The sequence below is a fragment of the Stenotrophomonas maltophilia group sp. msm1 genome (assembly GCF_032025805.1).
Taxonomy (GTDB): Bacteria; Pseudomonadota; Gammaproteobacteria; order Xanthomonadales; family Xanthomonadaceae; genus Stenotrophomonas; species Stenotrophomonas hibiscicola.
The window spans coordinates 1,199,554-1,214,808 of sequence record NZ_JAVSKH010000001.1; the positions used below are offsets into that span (position 1 = coordinate 1,199,554).

At 68.3% G+C, this 15,255-nt stretch carries 13 protein-coding genes; 8 read left to right on the forward strand and 5 right to left on the reverse strand.

The features are described 5' to 3' along the window. The first annotated feature begins 165 nt into the window (after positions 1-165). On the forward strand, positions 166-1,095 hold the full coding sequence (locus ROV95_RS05340; protein ID WP_312543392.1) for an oxygenase MpaB family protein: 930 nt from the start codon (positions 166-168) through the stop codon (positions 1,093-1,095). A gap of 111 nt (positions 1,096-1,206) precedes the next feature. Here the strand turns inward: ROV95_RS05340 and ROV95_RS05345 are convergent, their stop codons facing one another. Further along, on the reverse strand, positions 1,207-1,794 hold the full coding sequence (locus tag ROV95_RS05345; protein ID WP_312543393.1) for a TetR family transcriptional regulator: 588 nt from the start codon (positions 1,792-1,794) through the stop codon (positions 1,207-1,209). Between the two features lie 133 nt (positions 1,795-1,927). Between ROV95_RS05345 and ROV95_RS05350 the strand changes: the two genes are divergently transcribed. Further along, entirely contained in the window at positions 1,928-3,142 is a 1,215-nt protein-coding gene (locus ROV95_RS05350; RefSeq protein ID WP_312543394.1) for an MFS transporter, read from the forward strand. Continuing rightward, entirely contained in the window at positions 3,139-4,311 is a 1,173-nt protein-coding gene (locus ROV95_RS05355) for an MFS transporter (protein ID WP_312543395.1), read from the forward strand. Before ROV95_RS05350 ends, ROV95_RS05355 begins: the two co-directional genes overlap by 4 nt. A gap of 113 nt (positions 4,312-4,424) precedes the next feature. Here the strand turns inward: ROV95_RS05355 and ROV95_RS05360 are convergent, their stop codons facing one another. After that, positions 4,425-6,536, reverse strand: a complete 2,112-nt coding sequence (locus ROV95_RS05360; protein WP_312543396.1) for a M13 family metallopeptidase — start codon at positions 6,534-6,536, stop codon at positions 4,425-4,427. A gap of 176 nt (positions 6,537-6,712) precedes the next feature. Here ROV95_RS05360 and ROV95_RS05365 point away from each other — a divergent pair, with 176 nt between their 5' ends. Next, a complete protein-coding gene (locus ROV95_RS05365; RefSeq protein ID WP_312543823.1) occupies positions 6,713-9,775 on the forward strand; it encodes an EAL domain-containing protein in 3,063 nt (1,020 codons plus the stop codon). 94 nt (positions 9,776-9,869) lie between these two features. On the opposite strand, the gene ROV95_RS05370 is transcribed toward ROV95_RS05365, so the two are convergent. Continuing rightward, entirely contained in the window at positions 9,870-10,751 is an 882-nt protein-coding gene (locus tag ROV95_RS05370; RefSeq protein WP_312543397.1) for a LysR family transcriptional regulator, read from the reverse strand. A gap of 96 nt (positions 10,752-10,847) precedes the next feature. Between ROV95_RS05370 and ROV95_RS05375 the strand changes: the two genes are divergently transcribed. From ROV95_RS05375 to ROV95_RS05385, 3 genes are all read left to right on the forward strand, one after another. After that, on the forward strand, positions 10,848-11,258 hold the full coding sequence (locus ROV95_RS05375) for a DoxX family protein (RefSeq protein WP_049459294.1): 411 nt from the start codon (positions 10,848-10,850) through the stop codon (positions 11,256-11,258). Positions 11,259-11,289: 31 nt separating this feature from the next. Further along, entirely contained in the window at positions 11,290-12,078 is a 789-nt protein-coding gene (locus ROV95_RS05380) for a class III extradiol ring-cleavage dioxygenase (protein WP_312543399.1), read from the forward strand. 117 nt (positions 12,079-12,195) lie between these two features. Then, the gene (locus tag ROV95_RS05385) at positions 12,196-13,845 is read left to right on the forward strand and encodes a Na+/H+ antiporter (RefSeq protein ID WP_019660908.1); all 1,650 of its coding nucleotides are present in this window, start codon (positions 12,196-12,198) and stop codon (positions 13,843-13,845) included. Positions 13,846-13,993: 148 nt separating this feature from the next. On the opposite strand, the gene ROV95_RS05390 is transcribed toward ROV95_RS05385, so the two are convergent. Then, entirely contained in the window at positions 13,994-14,242 is a 249-nt protein-coding gene (locus ROV95_RS05390) for a DUF3297 family protein (protein ID WP_026347120.1), read from the reverse strand. A gap of 90 nt (positions 14,243-14,332) precedes the next feature. Between ROV95_RS05390 and ROV95_RS05395 the strand changes: the two genes are divergently transcribed. After that, the gene (locus ROV95_RS05395; protein WP_019660910.1) at positions 14,333-14,875 is read left to right on the forward strand and encodes a hypothetical protein; all 543 of its coding nucleotides are present in this window, start codon (positions 14,333-14,335) and stop codon (positions 14,873-14,875) included. Between the two features lie 94 nt (positions 14,876-14,969). Here ROV95_RS05395 and ROV95_RS05400 read toward each other — a convergent pair whose 3' ends face one another. After that, positions 14,970-15,245 carry a DUF4031 domain-containing protein gene (locus ROV95_RS05400; RefSeq protein ID WP_019660911.1) on the reverse strand — a complete coding sequence of 92 codons (276 nt, stop codon included), beginning with the start codon at positions 15,243-15,245 and terminating at the stop codon, positions 14,970-14,972. Positions 15,246-15,255: the final 10 nt, after the last annotated feature.

The following is a 15,255-nucleotide window of genomic DNA, read 5'->3' on the forward strand; positions in this document are numbered from 1 at the left end:
TCATCGCGGTCACAGCCTGCGACAGGATGTCGCAGGGTGAAACGTGCTGCGGCCGCACATGAAACGGTCGCTGAGCGTGGAGGCTCGCCGCCTGCGCCGTGATCGCCGAGAATCGGGGCCGACCGCGCAAGATGCGACCGTTCTTCCGACTTTCCTGGACCCGTGATGCCGGCTTTGCTGCAGCGACTCTACCGCCCCGTCACCGCGCCGATCCGGCGCTGGGTACTGGACGCCTTCCCGCGCGGCCAGAGTGGCATCGACTACGACCATCCGCAGGGCGACCCGGGTTGGTTCGGCCCGAACAGCGTCACCTGGCGGCTGCACGCCGAATTTCCCTCGATGCTCGCCGGTGGCCTGTGCGCGCTGATGCTGCAGACACTGCACCCACGCGCGCTGGCCGGGGTCTACGACCACTCCAATTTCCGCCAGGACCTGGTGGGACGCCTGCGCCGCACCACCGCCTTCGTTGCCGGCACCAGCTACGCGCCCACTGGCGAAGTGGAGGCGCTGGTGGCCAAGGTGCGCCGTATTCATGCACGGATCCGCGGCCAGACCGCGCAGGGCGAGCCCTACGCCGCCGACGATCCGCAGTTGTTGACCTGGGTGCACGTGACCGAAGCCTTCGGGTTCCTGCAGGGTTTCCGCCGCTATGGGCGCGAGGTGCCGGGGGACATCGCCGACCGCTACTACGATGAGTACCGCCGTGTGGCCGAGGCGCTGGGTGCAGTGGATGTGCCGTGCAGCGAAGCCGAGGTGGCGGCGTACTTCTGCGCGCGGCAACCGGAGCTGCGTGTGGACGAGCGCTCGCGTGAAGTGCTGGAGGTGCTGTCCGGCGTGCGCCTGCCGGTACCGGTGCCGGGGCTGTCGCGCGAGGTGTTCCTCGGCGCGGGCGCGGCGCTGCTGCCGGACTGGGCCGAAGGCATGCTTGCACGCAGTGGCCGTCAGCGCGCCCAGGCTGCGGCGTCTGCGAAGCTGATGCAGGGCATGGCGCCGCTGTTCCGCCGTGCGCTGCCCGACGGCCTCGCCAGCCGCGCCTGTGCACGCATGGGCGCGCCGGTGGAGATCCTGCGCGAGTGGCCCGCGGTTGCCTGGTAGGTGCCAACCTTGGTTGGCACGCCTTTCACGCGGTGCCGCGGAAGCGCCAACCAAGGTTGGCATCTACCCGAGCGGATTCCGCATTAGATCCACGCCATGCGTGGATGGGCCTTACCCCGCCGACTTCAACCCACGCAACAACGCGTCCAGCGCCGCCGTCGCCTGACGCAGTCGCGCATCACCATCCTCTCCTTCGGCGATCCAGAACGCGGCCTCGGCCAGGCTGCCGTAGATCAGCGACGCCAGCGCCTGCGCGTCCACCGGTGCTACCACGCTCTGCGTGATCAGCTGTTCGATCAACCGCTGCATCGAGTGCACGCAGTGGCGCTGCGATTCCGGTGAGGCGCCACCGAGCACCGCACGTGCATCGCGCAGCACGATGCGATGGATCTCCGGCTCCAGCGCCATCTCCAGATAGGCGCGGCATCGCTGCACGAAGCCCTCCCAGGCATCGTCGGCGCTGTCACTGATCGCCTGCAGGCGCTGGTCGGTCTCGGCATCCAGCTGGGCGACCACCGCCGCCAGCAGGCCCTTCTTGTCGCCGAAGTGGTGATACAGCGCACCGCGGGTGAGCCCGGCCTGGGCAGTCAGGTCATCCATCGAGGTGGCGGCATAGCCATGCGCGCTGAAGACGCGACGGGCGGTGGCCAGCAGGGTGGCGCGGGTTTCTTCCATCTCGGCGCGGGTGCGACGGACCATCCGGAACTCCTTAGATACACAATGCATGATTGTTTACATACGAAGCGTATGAATGTAGCCTCTTATTCATACGCTCTGTATGTATTGTCGTGGCGCCGGGTGCGCCAGGCAAGCCGCTGCCCTGGAGATCCTGATGGCCACCCCCTACCGCGACCTGTTCGCTGCCCCTGGCACCGCCGGCCTCGCCCTGGCCGGCCTGCTGGCCCGCCTGCCGCTGCCGATGACCGGCATCGGCATCATCACCCTGCTGTCGCAGCTGCGCGGCAGCTATGCACTGGCTGGTGCGGTGTCGGCCACCTTCGTGCTGACCTACGCGCTGCTGTCACCGCAGGTGTCGCGCTGGGTTGACCGGCGCGGGCAGGGCAGGGTGCTGCCATGGGCTACTGCGGCCAGTGCGGCGGGGCTGCTGTTGCTGGTCGCGTGCACGCTGTTGGCTGCGCCGGACTGGACGCTGTTCATTGCGGCGATGCTGGCCGGTTGCATGCCCAGCGTGTCGGCGATGGTGCGCGCGCGCTGGACCGCGATCCATCGCGGACGCGCGCAGCTGCAGACCGCGTATTCGCTGGAGACTGTGTTCGACGAGGTGACCTTCATCGCCGGGCCACCGTTGTCGGTGGGATTGTCGGTTGCGGTGTGGCCGCAGGCGGGCGTGCTGGCGGCAGCGTTGCTGCTGGTGATTGGAGTGGCCGCACTGGTAATGCAGCGTGGCACCGAGCCGCCGCTGCAGCATCGCGAAGGTGCCGCACCCTCGCGTTCGTTGCTGCGGCAGCCGGAGATCCGCTTGCTGGCGTTGCTGATGCTGGCGATGGGCGTGATTGTCGGCACCGTCGACATCACCAGCGTGGCGCTCGCCGAAGAGCGGGGCAAGCCGCTTGCCGCCAGCGCGGTGCTGTCGGCCTATGCGCTGGGCAGCTGCACGGCGGGCCTGCTGTTCGGTGCACTGAAGCTGCAGGCACCGTTGCCGCGCCTGCTGCTGGCCGGCGCAGCGGCCACCGCACTGACCACGTTGCCGTTGCTGTGGGTGGGCAACCTGCCTGCACTGGCCGTTGCCGTGCTGCTGGCCGGGGTGTTCTTCGCGCCGACGATGATCGTAGCGATGTCGCTGGTCGAACAGCACGTGCCCGAATCGCGCCTGACCGAGGGCATGACCTGGTTGCTGGCCGGATTGAACATCGGCGTGGCGCTGGGCGCGGCGCTGTCCGGACAGAGCGTTGATGCAGGGGGCGTACGCAGCGGCTTTGTCGTTGCGCTGTTGGCAGGCGGTGGCGTGCTGCTGTTCGCCATGCTCGCGCAACGTGCACTGCGCCCGTCCGCCGCGTCCACATCCCCTGAAGGAATCATCCCGTGAGCGCTTCCTCGCCTGCGCACGCCGCGCCTGGGCCCCGCCATCCGTGGTGGGCAGTTTCCGCCGTCGGCCTCGCCACCTTCTCGGTGGTCACCACCGAAATGCTGCCGGTGGGCCTGCTGACCCCTATCGCCGAAGATCTCGGCGCGTCCACCGGTACCGCCGGTCTGATGATCTCGCTGCCGGCCCTGCTGGCGGCCCTGTTCGCACCGCTGGTGGTGATCGCAGCCGGTGGCATCGATCGCCGTCGCATCCTGTGCGCGTTGCTCGCGCTGCTGCTGGTCGCCAACCTTGCGTCGGCACTGGCACCGGGCATCGGCTGGCTGTTGGCCGCGCGCGTGCTGGTGGGGTTCTGCATGGGCGGCATCTGGGCCATCGCCGGTGGGCTGGCAGCGCGCTTGGTACCTGCGCAGCGCATGGGCCTGGCCACCTCGATCATCTTCGGTGGCGTGGCTGCGGCATCGGTGCTGGGCGTGCCGCTGGGCGCGCTGATCGGGGATGCATTGGGCTGGCGCAGCGCGTTCGTGGCGCTGGCGTTGTTCAGTGCGGCGGTGATGCTGCTGCATCTGCGGGTCGTTCCTGCGTTGCCTGTCAGTACATCGGTGCGGCTGCGGCAGTTCGTACAGCAGCTTGGCCAGCGCGACCTGCGGCGTGGCCTGTGGCTGACCGTGCTGCTGGTGTCCGGGCACTTCATCGCCTTCACCTATGTGCGGCCGCTGCTGACGTGCCTCTCCAGCATGGATGCGTCGTGGATCGGTGCACTGCTGTTTGCCTACGGCCTGGCTGGCATCGCCGGCAACTTCATCGCCGGGCCGCTGGCAGCACGCCATCCACGTGGCATGGTGCTGGCGATCGCATCGGGCCTGATGCTGACGCCGCTGTTGTTCCTGTGGGTGGGAAACACACCGTCCGCTGGCATCGCGGTGCTGCTGCTGTGGGGCCTGGCCTATGGCGGTGTATCGGTGGGCCTGATGAGCTGGATGATGAAAGCGGTGCCGCAGGCCGTGGAGATCGCCACCGCGCTGTATGTGGGTGTATTCAACATCGGCATCGCGCTCGGGGCGTGGGGCGGTGGACTGCTGCTGGATGGCATCGGGCTGCACGCCACGCTGTGGGCTGCGGCGGTGTTGGCAGGGAGTGCTTTGCTGATGGTTGCCACCACCGGCAGGTAGATCCGCGCCATGCCAACCAAGGTTGGCACCCACCGGAGCGGGGCATGTGCCAACCAAGGTTGGCAGCTACCCGCAAGTGAAACGGGCGCCTTGCGGCGCCCGTTCCGGTTACATCACCACACCTTGACCCGCTTGTCCGGGGCCAGGTACAGCTTCTGGCCTTCCTTCACGTCGAACGCCGGGTACCACGCGTCGATGTTGCGCACGGTGAGTGCGCGGAACTGGCCCGGTGCATGCACATCGGTCAGCAGCGAGTTGCGCAGCGCCTGCTCGCGGCTCTTGCTGCGCCAGGCCTGGGCAAAGCCGAGGAAGAAGCGCTGGTCCGGGGTGAAGCCTTCCAGGGTCTGGCCCGGCTTGCCCTGCAGCGACAGCTGGTAGGCGTCGTAGGCGGTACCCAGGCCGGCCACGTCGGCGATGTTCTCGCCCAGGGTCAGCTTGCCATTCACATGCACGCCCGGGAACGGCTCGTAGCTGCTGAACTGCGCGGCCAGCGCATCGCCGGCGGCGTTGAACTGCTTCAGGTCCTCGGCGGTCCACCAGTTGTGCAGCTTGCCGGTTTCATCGAACAGTGCGCCCGCGTTGTCGAAACCGTGGCTGATCTCGTGGCCGATCACGGCGCCGATCGCACCATAGTTCACGGCGTCGTCGGCGGCGCCGTCGAAGAACGGCGGCTGCAGGATCGCGGCCGGGAACACCAGGCGGTTTTCCAGCGGCACATTCATCGCGTTGATGGTCTGCGGCAGCATCGCCCACTCGCCGTGGTCGACCGGCTTGCCCAGCTTGGCGATGTTGCGCTGGTACTCGAACAGCTCGGCGCGCTGTGCATTGCCCAGCGGGTCATCACGGCGGATCTCAAGGCCGGTGTAGTCGCGCCACTTTTCCGGATAGCCCATGCCCACGGTCAGGCCGGCCACCTTCGCCTTGGCGCTCGCCTTGGTCTGCGGCGACATCCACGCCAGCGCGTCGATGCGCTTGGCGAAGGCGGCAATGATGTTCTTGGCCATCTCGTCCGCGCGTTCCTTGGTCTTCGCGTCGAAGTGCTTCTCGACATAGCGCTTGCCGATGGCTTCGCCGACGGCATGGTTGGCATCGTCCACGGCGCGCTTCCAGCGGTCGCTCTGCTGCGGCGTGCCGCTCAGCGCGGTGCCATGGAAGGCGAAGCGGGCATCGGCGAATTTCTTCGGCAGGTAGGCGGCGGCACGGTCCAGCGCGTGGAAGGCCAGGTAGTCCTTCCACACCTCCAGTGGCTCGGTGGCGACCAGCCTGGACAGGCCGGCCACGGCCTTGGGCTGCCACACGATGAAGTCCTGCTGCTTGCCCAGCGCGGCCGCGTCGAGGAAGGCGTTCCAGTCCATGCCGGGCGCCTTGGCGTTGAAGTCGGCCTGGGTCCACGGATTGGCACCCTTGGTCACATCATTGGTTTCTTCCTGGGTGGCATGCGCCTGCGCGATCTTCGTCTCCAGCGCCAGGATGCGTTGTGCCTTGCCGGCCGGATCGGCCACACCGGCCAGCTGCAGCATCTGCGCGATGTAGGCCTGGTACTGCTTGCGCAGCTCGGCCATGCGGCCGCCGCCCAGGTAGAAATCGCGGTCGGGCATGCCCAGCCCGCCCTGCACCAGGTACGGCGCGGTGCGGTCCGGCTGCAGCAGGTCCACCGACACCCACAGGCCGAACAGGCGGTCGGTGTAGAAGTTGGTGGCGTTGAGCAGGTCGACGTCGGCGCGCATCTCGCCGCCGAGGGCACGTGCCAGGCCAGCCTTGTCGGCGATGGTCTCGATGGCCTTCAGCTGCGGCTGCACCGGGGCGATGCCGTGCTGCTCGATGCCGGCTTCGTCCATGTAGGCGGCGTAGTAGTCGCCGATCAGCTTGTCGTCACCGCTGGCCTGCGCATTGCCGGCCGCACCCTCGAGGATGGCGCGGGTGTCGGCCAGGGTCTTTTCAGCAATGACGTTGAAGCTGCCGAAGCGCGAACGGTCGGCCGGAATCTCGGTGTTCTTCACCCAGGTGCCGTTGGCGAAGCCGAAGAAGTCATCGCCGGCCGCGATGCTGCGGTCCATGCCGCTGGCATCGAAGCCGAAGCTGCCCAGCATCGGCTTGGCGGCAGCGGGTGCAGCCTCGGCGGGCTTGGCGGTGCCAGCGGCCGGATCGGCCGGACGGTCGCAGGCAGCCAGGGACAGGCTGGCAACGATGGCCAGTGCCAGGGTGGGACGGCGCAGCTTGGACATGGACTTCTCTTGCAGCGGAAAACCCCAAGTCTAATCCGCCGCAGCCCGGCTGGCCGTCCCTGTGGCTGGCCGGTCCTGTGCAGGATCTGGCTGAACGCGCCGAAGCGATCTTCACGCCGTCACCGGGGTGGTGCATGCTGGGCCCTGGAACCCTGCGCGGACACGGGGAGGTGGCCATGCGGGGGCGGGTCAGGCGTCAAGAATGGCGTCCACCGGCCGTTGAGGTCGGGGACGTGGAGGATTCGTTCGCGCATGAAGCCAGCCGACTGCACAAGGAACACCCGCCGATGCCCGCGCTGAAACGCGCGTTGGCCCGGCCGCTGCGCGCCATTACCTGGGGCGGAGTGCTGCTGGGCGTGCTGCTGGTCACCGGGCTGACCCTCATGCTGGTCAATGACTACCACCGCCGCCTGGAAGCGGCGCAGCGCCAGAGCCGCGCGCTGGCGGTGGGCAGCGAGCGCCTGCTGGCGCTGGAACTGCGCAACCTGGAGCGGGCCATGTCCGGCATCGCCGCCGACGCAGCCGAGCTGTTCCGCAGCGTGCCGGCGCAGGCGCCGGCCCTGCTGGATGCATCCATCGGCGGGGTGCTGGGCCGGCATGCCGAACTGCACAGCATCGCCGTGCTCGACCGCCATGGCCGACCGCTGACGGCCGGCGAGGGCGACCTGCAGCTGCCGCTGTGGACCGACCCGCAGCGTCGTGGCCAGGGCAGCGCGCTGTATATCGGCCCGCCGCAGCGGGCCAGCGATGGCGGTTGGGTGGTCCCGCTGGCGCTGCCGATGGCCGGCGAACGCTGGCTGCTGGCACGGCTGCGCTGCGGCGAACTGCAGCGCATCGTCGGTGGCCTCGACGTCGGCCCCAAGGGACTGGTCTCGATCAGCGATGCCGAAGGCTACATGCTGGCCCGCGTGCCTGACCCGCATGGCACGGTGGGCCACCGCTATGACCTGCCACGCCGTGACCTGCTCGGCACGCAGGCAGTGGTCGAGCTGGGCAGCATGCCGGGCGTGGTGGATGGCGTACCGCGCATCCTCACCATCAGCACGCTCGAACGCAGTCCGCTGGCGGTGCAGGTGGGCCTGGCCGACGAAGACGTGCTGGCACCGTGGTGGCCCTACCTGCAGGCATCGGTGGCAATCGTACTGGCCTACATCGTGCTGCTGCTGGTGCTGCTGTATGCGGTGCGCCGAACCACCCGCAGCCAGCAGTCGATGGCCGAAGAGCTGAAGGCCGGCCACGCCGAGCTGCGCCTTGCGCACCAGGTCGGGCGTGTCTGCACCTGGTACGTGGACGAGGATGCCGCGCTGCTGCGCTGGTCACCCCTGGCGCGCGAGATCTTCGGCGTGCAGACCGATGCCCTGCCGGTGGCCGACTTCTTCGCACGCGTGCATCGCGACGACGCCGCACGCCTGCAGCAGGCCTTCGACCAGGCCTTCGCCGGCGGCGCGGTGCTCGACCAGGTATTCCGCCTGGTGCTGCCCGGAGGCGAGGTGCGCTGGGTCGGGGCACGTGGGCAGCGGGTGGAAGTGGCCGACAGCGAGCGGCGCATGATCGGTGCGCTGACCGACCTGAGCGAACGCTATCAGGCGCGCGAGCAGATGAGCGAAGTGGAACGCCGCTTCCGCCTGCTGTTCGACCGCAATCCGGCGCCGTTCTGGGTATTCGACCCGGACACGCTGCGCTTCATCGAGGTCAACGATGCCGCCGTGCGCCAGTACGGCTACAGCCGCGACGAGTTCCTGGCGATGAGCATCCTCGACATCCGCCCGCGCGAGGGCTGGGACGAGGTGCGTGGTGCCATCCAGCGCGCACAGGTGGGCGATCCTCCGGACGCGACCGTGCGCCTGCACCGGCGCAAGGACGGCAGCGTGTTCGAGGTGCGCGCGCACCTGTCCAAACTCGATTTCGACGGACAGCCCGCGTGCCTGGTGCTGGCCGAGGATGTGAGCGAACGGTTGGCCTACGAGCGCGACCTGGCCTACCAGGCACGGCACAACCCGGCCACCGGCCTGCTCAATGTGCGCGCCCTGACCGAACAGCTGGATGGGCAGGGCGAGGGCTATACCATCGCCTTCGTGCAGCTGCGCGGCCTGCAGCTGGTGGCCGATACGCTGGGCCGCGAGATCGGCGATGCGGTACTGCAGTCGATGGCGACCCGGCTCGGGGGCCTGGGCGCGCGCTATGGCACGCTGGCGTTCCAGCCGGCCGAAGATTTCGTCTTGGCCATTGGTGCCGGGCACGATCCCCAGCGCGTGCTGGACGACCTGCTGCAGATCGTCTCGGCGCCGATGCGCGGCAAGGACTCGCTGCACCAGTTCGAGCCGCGCATCGGCGTGGCCGTGCACATCGCCGGTGACGGGCACACGGCCGAACAGGTGATCGGCATGGCCGCGCAGGCGGCGCACGCGGCGCGTGCCGAGGGCAACGTGGTGGTCTGGTTCGACGCAGCGGTGACCACGCGGCTGGCCGACCGGTTGCGCCTGGCCGGGCGCATCCATGCGGCCATCGACAACGAGTTCCAGCTGTACTTCCAGCCGATCCGGCATGCCAGCGATGGCAGCCCGGCGGCGTTGGAGGCATTGCTGCGCTGGCCGCAGGCTGATGGCAGCTTCATTCCGCCCAATGAGTTCATCCAGCTGTGCGAGGACACCGGGCTGATCCTGGCACTTGGCCGCTGGGTGATCCGAGCGGCAGCGAAGGCGCAGCGGCGGTTGGTCGAGGCCGGGTGGGGCGAACTGCCGATTGCGGTCAACGTCTCGGCCGTGCAGTTCTTCAACAGCGACCTGGTGGCCGAGTTCACCCGCGCCCAGCAGGAGTTCGGGTTGGCGCGGGGTGCGCTGCATGTGGAACTGACCGAGAGCAGCCTGATGCGCAAGCCGGGGCAGGCGATGCAGACCATGCAGCGCCTGCACGAGCAGGGCATCAGCGTGTCGCTGGATGACTTCGGTACCGGCTATTCCAGCATGTCCTACCTGCAGCACCTGCCGCTGGACATCCTGAAGATCGACCGCAGCTTCGTGGCGGACGTGGAAACCAATCCGCGCAATGCCTCGATCTGCCGCGCGCTGCTGTCGCTGGGCCACAGCATGGGGCTGACCATCATCGCCGAAGGCGTGGAGACGCCGGGACAGCTGGACTGGCTGGCGGCACATGGCTGCGATCAGGTGCAGGGCTACCTGCTGGGACGGCCGGCACCGCTGGAACGGATCATCGACGCGCTGGATGAGGTCGCCGCCTAAGTGGTAGTGCCGGCCGCTGGCCGGCATTCGCCCAGGACCGGGAGGTGTCTGATTGCCGGCCAGCGGCCGGCACTACGGCAAACGCCAGGCTCGGCTACACCCCGGCCTCCACCAGGTGGTCGATGAAGCTGCGCACCTTCGGTGCCAGGTGGCTGCGGCTGGTGTAGACCGCGAAGATGCCGATCGGCGCGGCTTCCCACTCGGGCAGGACGCGCACCAGACGGCCGTCGGCCAGTGCGTCTTCCAGCAGGAAGTCCGGTTGCAGGATCACGCCCATGCCGGCGATCGCCGCTTCGCGCAGCACGTCGCCGTTGTTGGCGTGCAGCAGGCTGCTTACCGAGACCTTCACTTCGCCGCCCGGTCCCTGCAGTGGCCAATGGTCGCCAGCGGCCCAGTAGCTGTAGCTCAGGCATGCGTGTGCCTGCAGCTCCTGCGGGGTCTGCGGGGTGCCGTGTGCGGCCAGGTAGGCCGGCGCGGCGCACAGGCTCACCCGCGATTCGCCCAGGCGACGTGCGATCAGCGTGGGACCGGGCTCGCGGGTGATGCGGATGGCCACGTCGTAGCCTTCCTCGACCATGTCCACCAGCCGGTCGGACAGCGCCAGGTCCAGCTCCACCTGCGGGAAGCGCTGGCGATAACTGGCCAGCAGCGGGCCGAGGCGGGCAATGCCCCAGCTCACCGGTGCGTTGATGCGCAGCGTGCCCGAAGGCTCCAGCGCCTGCGCGCCGATACTGGCCTCCAGCGCGTCGAATTCGGCCAGCACGCGCACGCACTGGGCGTAGTAGGCGGCGCCGGCACTGGTCGGGCTGACCCGGCGCGTGGTGCGGTGGAGCAGGCGGGTGGACAGGCGCTTTTCCAGCGCCGCGACCTGGCGCGTGACGCCGGCGGTGGACATGTCCAGGGCCTGGGCGGCGGCACTGAAGCCGTTGCGCTCGACCACCGCCACGAACACGCGCATCGCCTCGAGGGTGTCCATTGTTGCGCCTTATGAAATAAATACGGTCAAACGATCGTATTTATCGGCCCGTGAAGGCGCAATAACCTGTGCCCACTCCCTTCAAGGTGCTTTCCGATGCACACCACCGCTGCTTCTGTTTCGCCGCTGGCGCCGTATGGCGCCACCCTGCTGCGCCTGGCTCTGGGCGTGCTGTTCCTGGTCCACGCGCTGACCAAGCTGCTGGTGTTCACCCCGGCCGGCACGGCGGCGTTCTTCGAGTCTCTGGGCCTGCCCGGTGTGCTCGGCTACCTCACCATCGGCGTCGAACTGGTGATCACCGTCGCGCTGCTGCTGGGCATCTACGCACGCTGGGTGGGCCTGGTCGGCGTGCCGCTGCTGCTGGGCACCATCGTTACCGTGCACGGCGCCAACGGTTTCGGTTTCGCCAATGCCGGCGGCGGCTGGGAATACCCGGCGTTCTGGGCATTGGCGCTGGTGGTGCTGTTCCTGCTCGGCGATGGCAAGTGGACCCTGCGTTCGCGCTGATCGCCGCCTGATCCTGCAACTGGAGAATTCCATGTCCCGCCTGCCTTCGCTGTACATCTCCCATGGTTCGCCGATGACTGCCCTGCAGCCGGGCCAGGTTGGCGTGCGCCTGGCCGAGCTGGCGCGCGATCTGCCGACGCCGCGCGCCATCGTGATGGCTTCGGCGCACTGGCTGGGCCGGCAGCCGCTGGTTGGCGCGCATCCACAGCCGCCGACCATCCACGACTTCGGTGGCTTCCCGCGCGCGCTGTTCGAACTGCAGTACCCGGCACCGGGTGATCCGGCACTGGCCGAAGAAGTGGCCGGCCGCATCGCCGCCGTAGGCCTGCCAGTGGCCATCGACCCGCAGCGTGGCCTCGACCACGGCGCGTGGGTACCGCTGCGGCTGTTGCGCCCTCAGGCGGACATCCCGGTGGTGCCGGTGTCGATCCAGCCGCTGCTCGGCCCCGAGCATCAGTTCGCGCTGGGCCGTGCGCTGGCGCCGCTGCGCGAACAGGGCGTGCTGCTGGTCGGCTCCGGCAGCATCACCCACAACCTGCACGACTGGGGCGACTACCAGGACGGCAAGGAAGCGCCGTACGTGCGGCCCTTCATCGAATGGGTGGAGCAGCGCCTGGCCGCCGATGACCGCCAGGCCCTGCTGGATTACCGCCGGCAGGCGCCGTTCGCCGAACGCGCGCACCCGACCGACGAGCACCTGCTGCCGCTGTTCTTTGCAATGGGCGCGGCCGGCGAGGGCGGCTTCGGTGCGCGTCGCATCGATGCCGGCATCGACGCCGGCTTCCTGGCCATGGACCTGTACCGCTTCGACGGGGCATGAGCCGGGGCTGGCGCGCGACGGCCCCGGCCGTCGCGGCCGTGGCCGCATGTGGTAGTTTTTTCCGGGTTTCCGGCGCTGGCCTTCAAGCCGCCCCACGCGCCGCTTCCTGGAAGAAGCATGCATACCATTGAAGTCGTCCTGGCGATGCTGGTGGCCGTTGTCGCCAGCGGCTACCTGGTTCGCGTCCTGCCGTTCTCGTTGCCGCTGCCGCTGGTGCAGATCGGCCTGGGCGCGGTCATTGCCGGGGTATTCAACCGCGGCCACGCACTGGAGCCGGAAGTGTTCTTCCTGCTGTTCCTGCCGCCGCTGCTGTTCCTGGATGGCTGGCGCATTCCCAAGCAGGGCCTGTTCCGCGACAAGGGCGCGATCCTCGAACTGGCGTTCGGCCTGGTGGTGTTCACCGTCATCGGCGCAGGCTTCCTGATCCACTGGCTGATTCCGGTGATGCCGCTGGCGGTGTGCTTCGCGCTGGCGGCGATCGTGTCGCCGACCGATCCTGTGGCAGTGGGGGCGATCGCCTCCAAGGCGCCGATTCCCAAGCGCCTGATGCACATCCTGGAAGGCGAGTCGCTGCTCAACGATGCATCGGGCCTGGTCTGCTTCCGCTTCGCGGTGGCTGCGGTGATGACCGGCACGTTCTCGCTGGCCACGGCCTCGCTGACCTTCGTGTGGGTGGCCGTGGCCGGCCTTGCGGTGGGCGTGGCGGTCACCCTTGGTGTGTCGACCTTCCAGCGCTGGCTGTGGCGCCGCTTCGGCGAGGAGCCGGGCGCGGCGATGCTGGTCAACCTGCTCATTCCGTTCGCGGCCTACCTGCTGGCCGAAGAGATCCACGCCTCCGGCATCCTCGCCGCGGTCGCCGCCGGTATCGCGATGAGCTACGTCGAGCTGACCGGCCGCGTCTCCGGCAGCATGCGCGTGCAGCGTGCCGGGGTCTGGAACATGCTGCAGTTCAGCTTCAACGGCATCATGTTCGTGCTGCTGGGCGAGCAGCTGCCCGGTATTGTCGAACGTGCCACCACTACCATGAACGAGACCGGCCACCAGAGCGCGTGGTGGCTGCTGGTGTACGTAGTGGTGATCAACCTGGCGCTGGTGGTGCTGCGCCTGCTGTGGGTGTGGCTGTCGCTGCGCTGGAACCTGCTGCGCGCGCGCCGCCGCGGACTGGAGCGGGGCGAAGCGCCGAACTGGCGCATCGTGGTGGCGACCTCGGTGGCCGGCGTGCGTGGTGCGATCACCCTGGCCGGCGTGTTGACCCTGCCGCTGTTCCTGCCTGATGGCAGTGCGTTCCCGGCACGTGACCTGGTGATCTTCCTGGCCGCCTCGGTGATCCTGTTCTCGCTGCTCGGCGCCAGCATCGCGCTGCCGCAGCTGCTGAAGGGCCTGCAGCTGCCGGCCGATTCGGGTGAACGCAAGGAAGAGGACCTGGCGCGCCGCCTGTCGTCGAAGGCGGCGCTGGCCGGGGTCGAGCGCATGCGCCAGCAGCTGGTGATGAACCAGAACACCGAGAACGTGCAGCTGTACAACGATGCGGCCTCGCGGGTGAGCCTGCTGTACCAGCGGCACCTGGAGAAGGACAACGACGGGCCCGACGTAGACCCGGAGAAGGTGCGGCGCATGGAGCTGGGCTACCGCCAGCTGCGCAGCGCCGGCCTCAACGCCGAGCGCGAGGAACTGTTCCGGCTGACCCGGCGCGGGGTGATCTCCGATGAGATCTCGCGGCGCCTGATCCGCAACCTGGACCTGCTGGAATCGCGCAAGCGCGAATGATGCCTGGGACCGGGCGTTGCTGACGCTGACGCGGATTCCGCCCTGGCATGTAGAGCCGAGCCCATGCTCGGCTACGCTTGCTTCAGGCGTCATGAACCCGGAACGAAAAGCAGCCGAGCACAGGCTCGGCTCTACATGCCGGTGCCGGTTATTCCGGTTTCTGGTCCAGGAAATACACCTCGACCTTGCCCTTGACCTTGATCGTCATCGGGTTGCCGCGGCGGTCACGGGCCTTGCCGGCCTGCACGCGGATCCAGCCTTCGCTGACCGAGTATTCCTCGACGTTGTCGCGCTCGATGTCGTTGAAACGCACGCCAACGCCGCGCTCCAGCGCCTGCGCATCATGGAAGGGGCTGGCCGGGTTGATCGCCAGGTGGTCGGGAGGGGTATCGCTCATCGCTTCATTCACAGTGACGGCCACCAAGGCCGGCTTCAGCGGCACAGGATAAACCGTAGAATGCCGGCCTGCCCCAAAGGACGTTCCGCCATGCCCGACAACAGCGATTACTTCGACTTCGAGGAAGACATCCACGACTTCGACGAGGAGGGCTTCGAGGCGCGGGTCTGGAACCTGCTGGTGCTGATCAACCCGGGTGACGAAGAGTTGGCCCTGCAGCAGTTCAACCGCTGGCGCGAGCACCTGGCCGAGGACGGTCAGCCGCTGGAAGCGGACAGCGACTGGCTGCCGGCGCTGTTCACCGCCATCGCCTGGCAGTCCGGTTTCGATGTGGAGCGTGAGGACCTGGAGTCGCTGCAGTCGGCGGTGAACGAGCTTTCGGCGCGCTTCAACCTGCAGCTGGACTGGGGTGGCGACCTGGACGACGAGGACTTTGCCGAAGGCCTGGACGGCGTGCAGCTGATGGCCACCGCCTTCGACCGCCTGCGCGAGCACAACTACACGCTGTGGAGCGTGGATGCCGGCAGTGATGGCTTTACCGGGGTGATGGCGCTGACCCGCGACGATGACGCGATGCTTGCGCTGTGCTCGCTGCTGAACGTGGAAATCCGGCTGGGCAGCGACCCGTTCTGATCGGGCCTGTAGAGCCGAGCCCACGCTCGGCTGCATTTCGCGTAGAGCAGCCGAGCATCGGCTCGGCACTACAGGAGGCACACGGCAGCCGAGCCTACGGCCGGTACTGCGCCCGGGCGTTGGCAATCACCGCCTTGACCAGCTCGCGGTCGGTGTGCCGTGAGATCGCCCGGGCGCCGAGCGCGATGGCCTGTGCGCGCAGCCCGGCAGTGACATCGTAGTGGGCGCCGCTGGCCTTGTTCTGGAAGGCGCGCGGGGGAATGCCGAGCTGCGCGGCCATTGCGTGCAGCTCGGCCAGGGTGTCGGCCATCAGGTGCGCCCAGCGCTGTCCGCGCCAGGGATGCACCGCGTCATCGACGTAGACCGTCACCGCCGCGGCC

Coding starts and splice junctions, on each gene's coding strand:
- ROV95_RS05395 (WP_019660910.1), top strand. CDS start 14,333: ATGCCCGACAACAGCGATTACTTCGACTTCGAGGAAGACATCCACGAC.
- ROV95_RS05345 (WP_312543393.1), bottom strand. CDS start 1,794: ATGGTCCGTCGCACCCGCGCCGAGATGGAAGAAACCCGCGCCACCCTG.
- ROV95_RS05375 (WP_049459294.1), top strand. CDS start 10,848: ATGCACACCACCGCTGCTTCTGTTTCGCCGCTGGCGCCGTATGGCGCC.
- ROV95_RS05360 (WP_312543396.1), bottom strand. CDS start 6,536: ATGTCCAAGCTGCGCCGTCCCACCCTGGCACTGGCCATCGTTGCCAGC.
- ROV95_RS05340 (WP_312543392.1), top strand. CDS start 166: ATGCCGGCTTTGCTGCAGCGACTCTACCGCCCCGTCACCGCGCCGATC.
- ROV95_RS05350 (WP_312543394.1), top strand. CDS start 1,928: ATGGCCACCCCCTACCGCGACCTGTTCGCTGCCCCTGGCACCGCCGGC.
- ROV95_RS05380 (WP_312543399.1), top strand. CDS start 11,290: ATGTCCCGCCTGCCTTCGCTGTACATCTCCCATGGTTCGCCGATGACT.
- ROV95_RS05370 (WP_312543397.1), bottom strand. CDS start 10,751: ATGGACACCCTCGAGGCGATGCGCGTGTTCGTGGCGGTGGTCGAGCGC.
- ROV95_RS05365 (WP_312543823.1), top strand. CDS start 6,713: ATGCGGGGGCGGGTCAGGCGTCAAGAATGGCGTCCACCGGCCGTTGAG.
- ROV95_RS05390 (WP_026347120.1), bottom strand. CDS start 14,242: ATGAGCGATACCCCTCCCGACCACCTGGCGATCAACCCGGCCAGCCCC.
- ROV95_RS05385 (WP_019660908.1), top strand. CDS start 12,196: ATGCATACCATTGAAGTCGTCCTGGCGATGCTGGTGGCCGTTGTCGCC.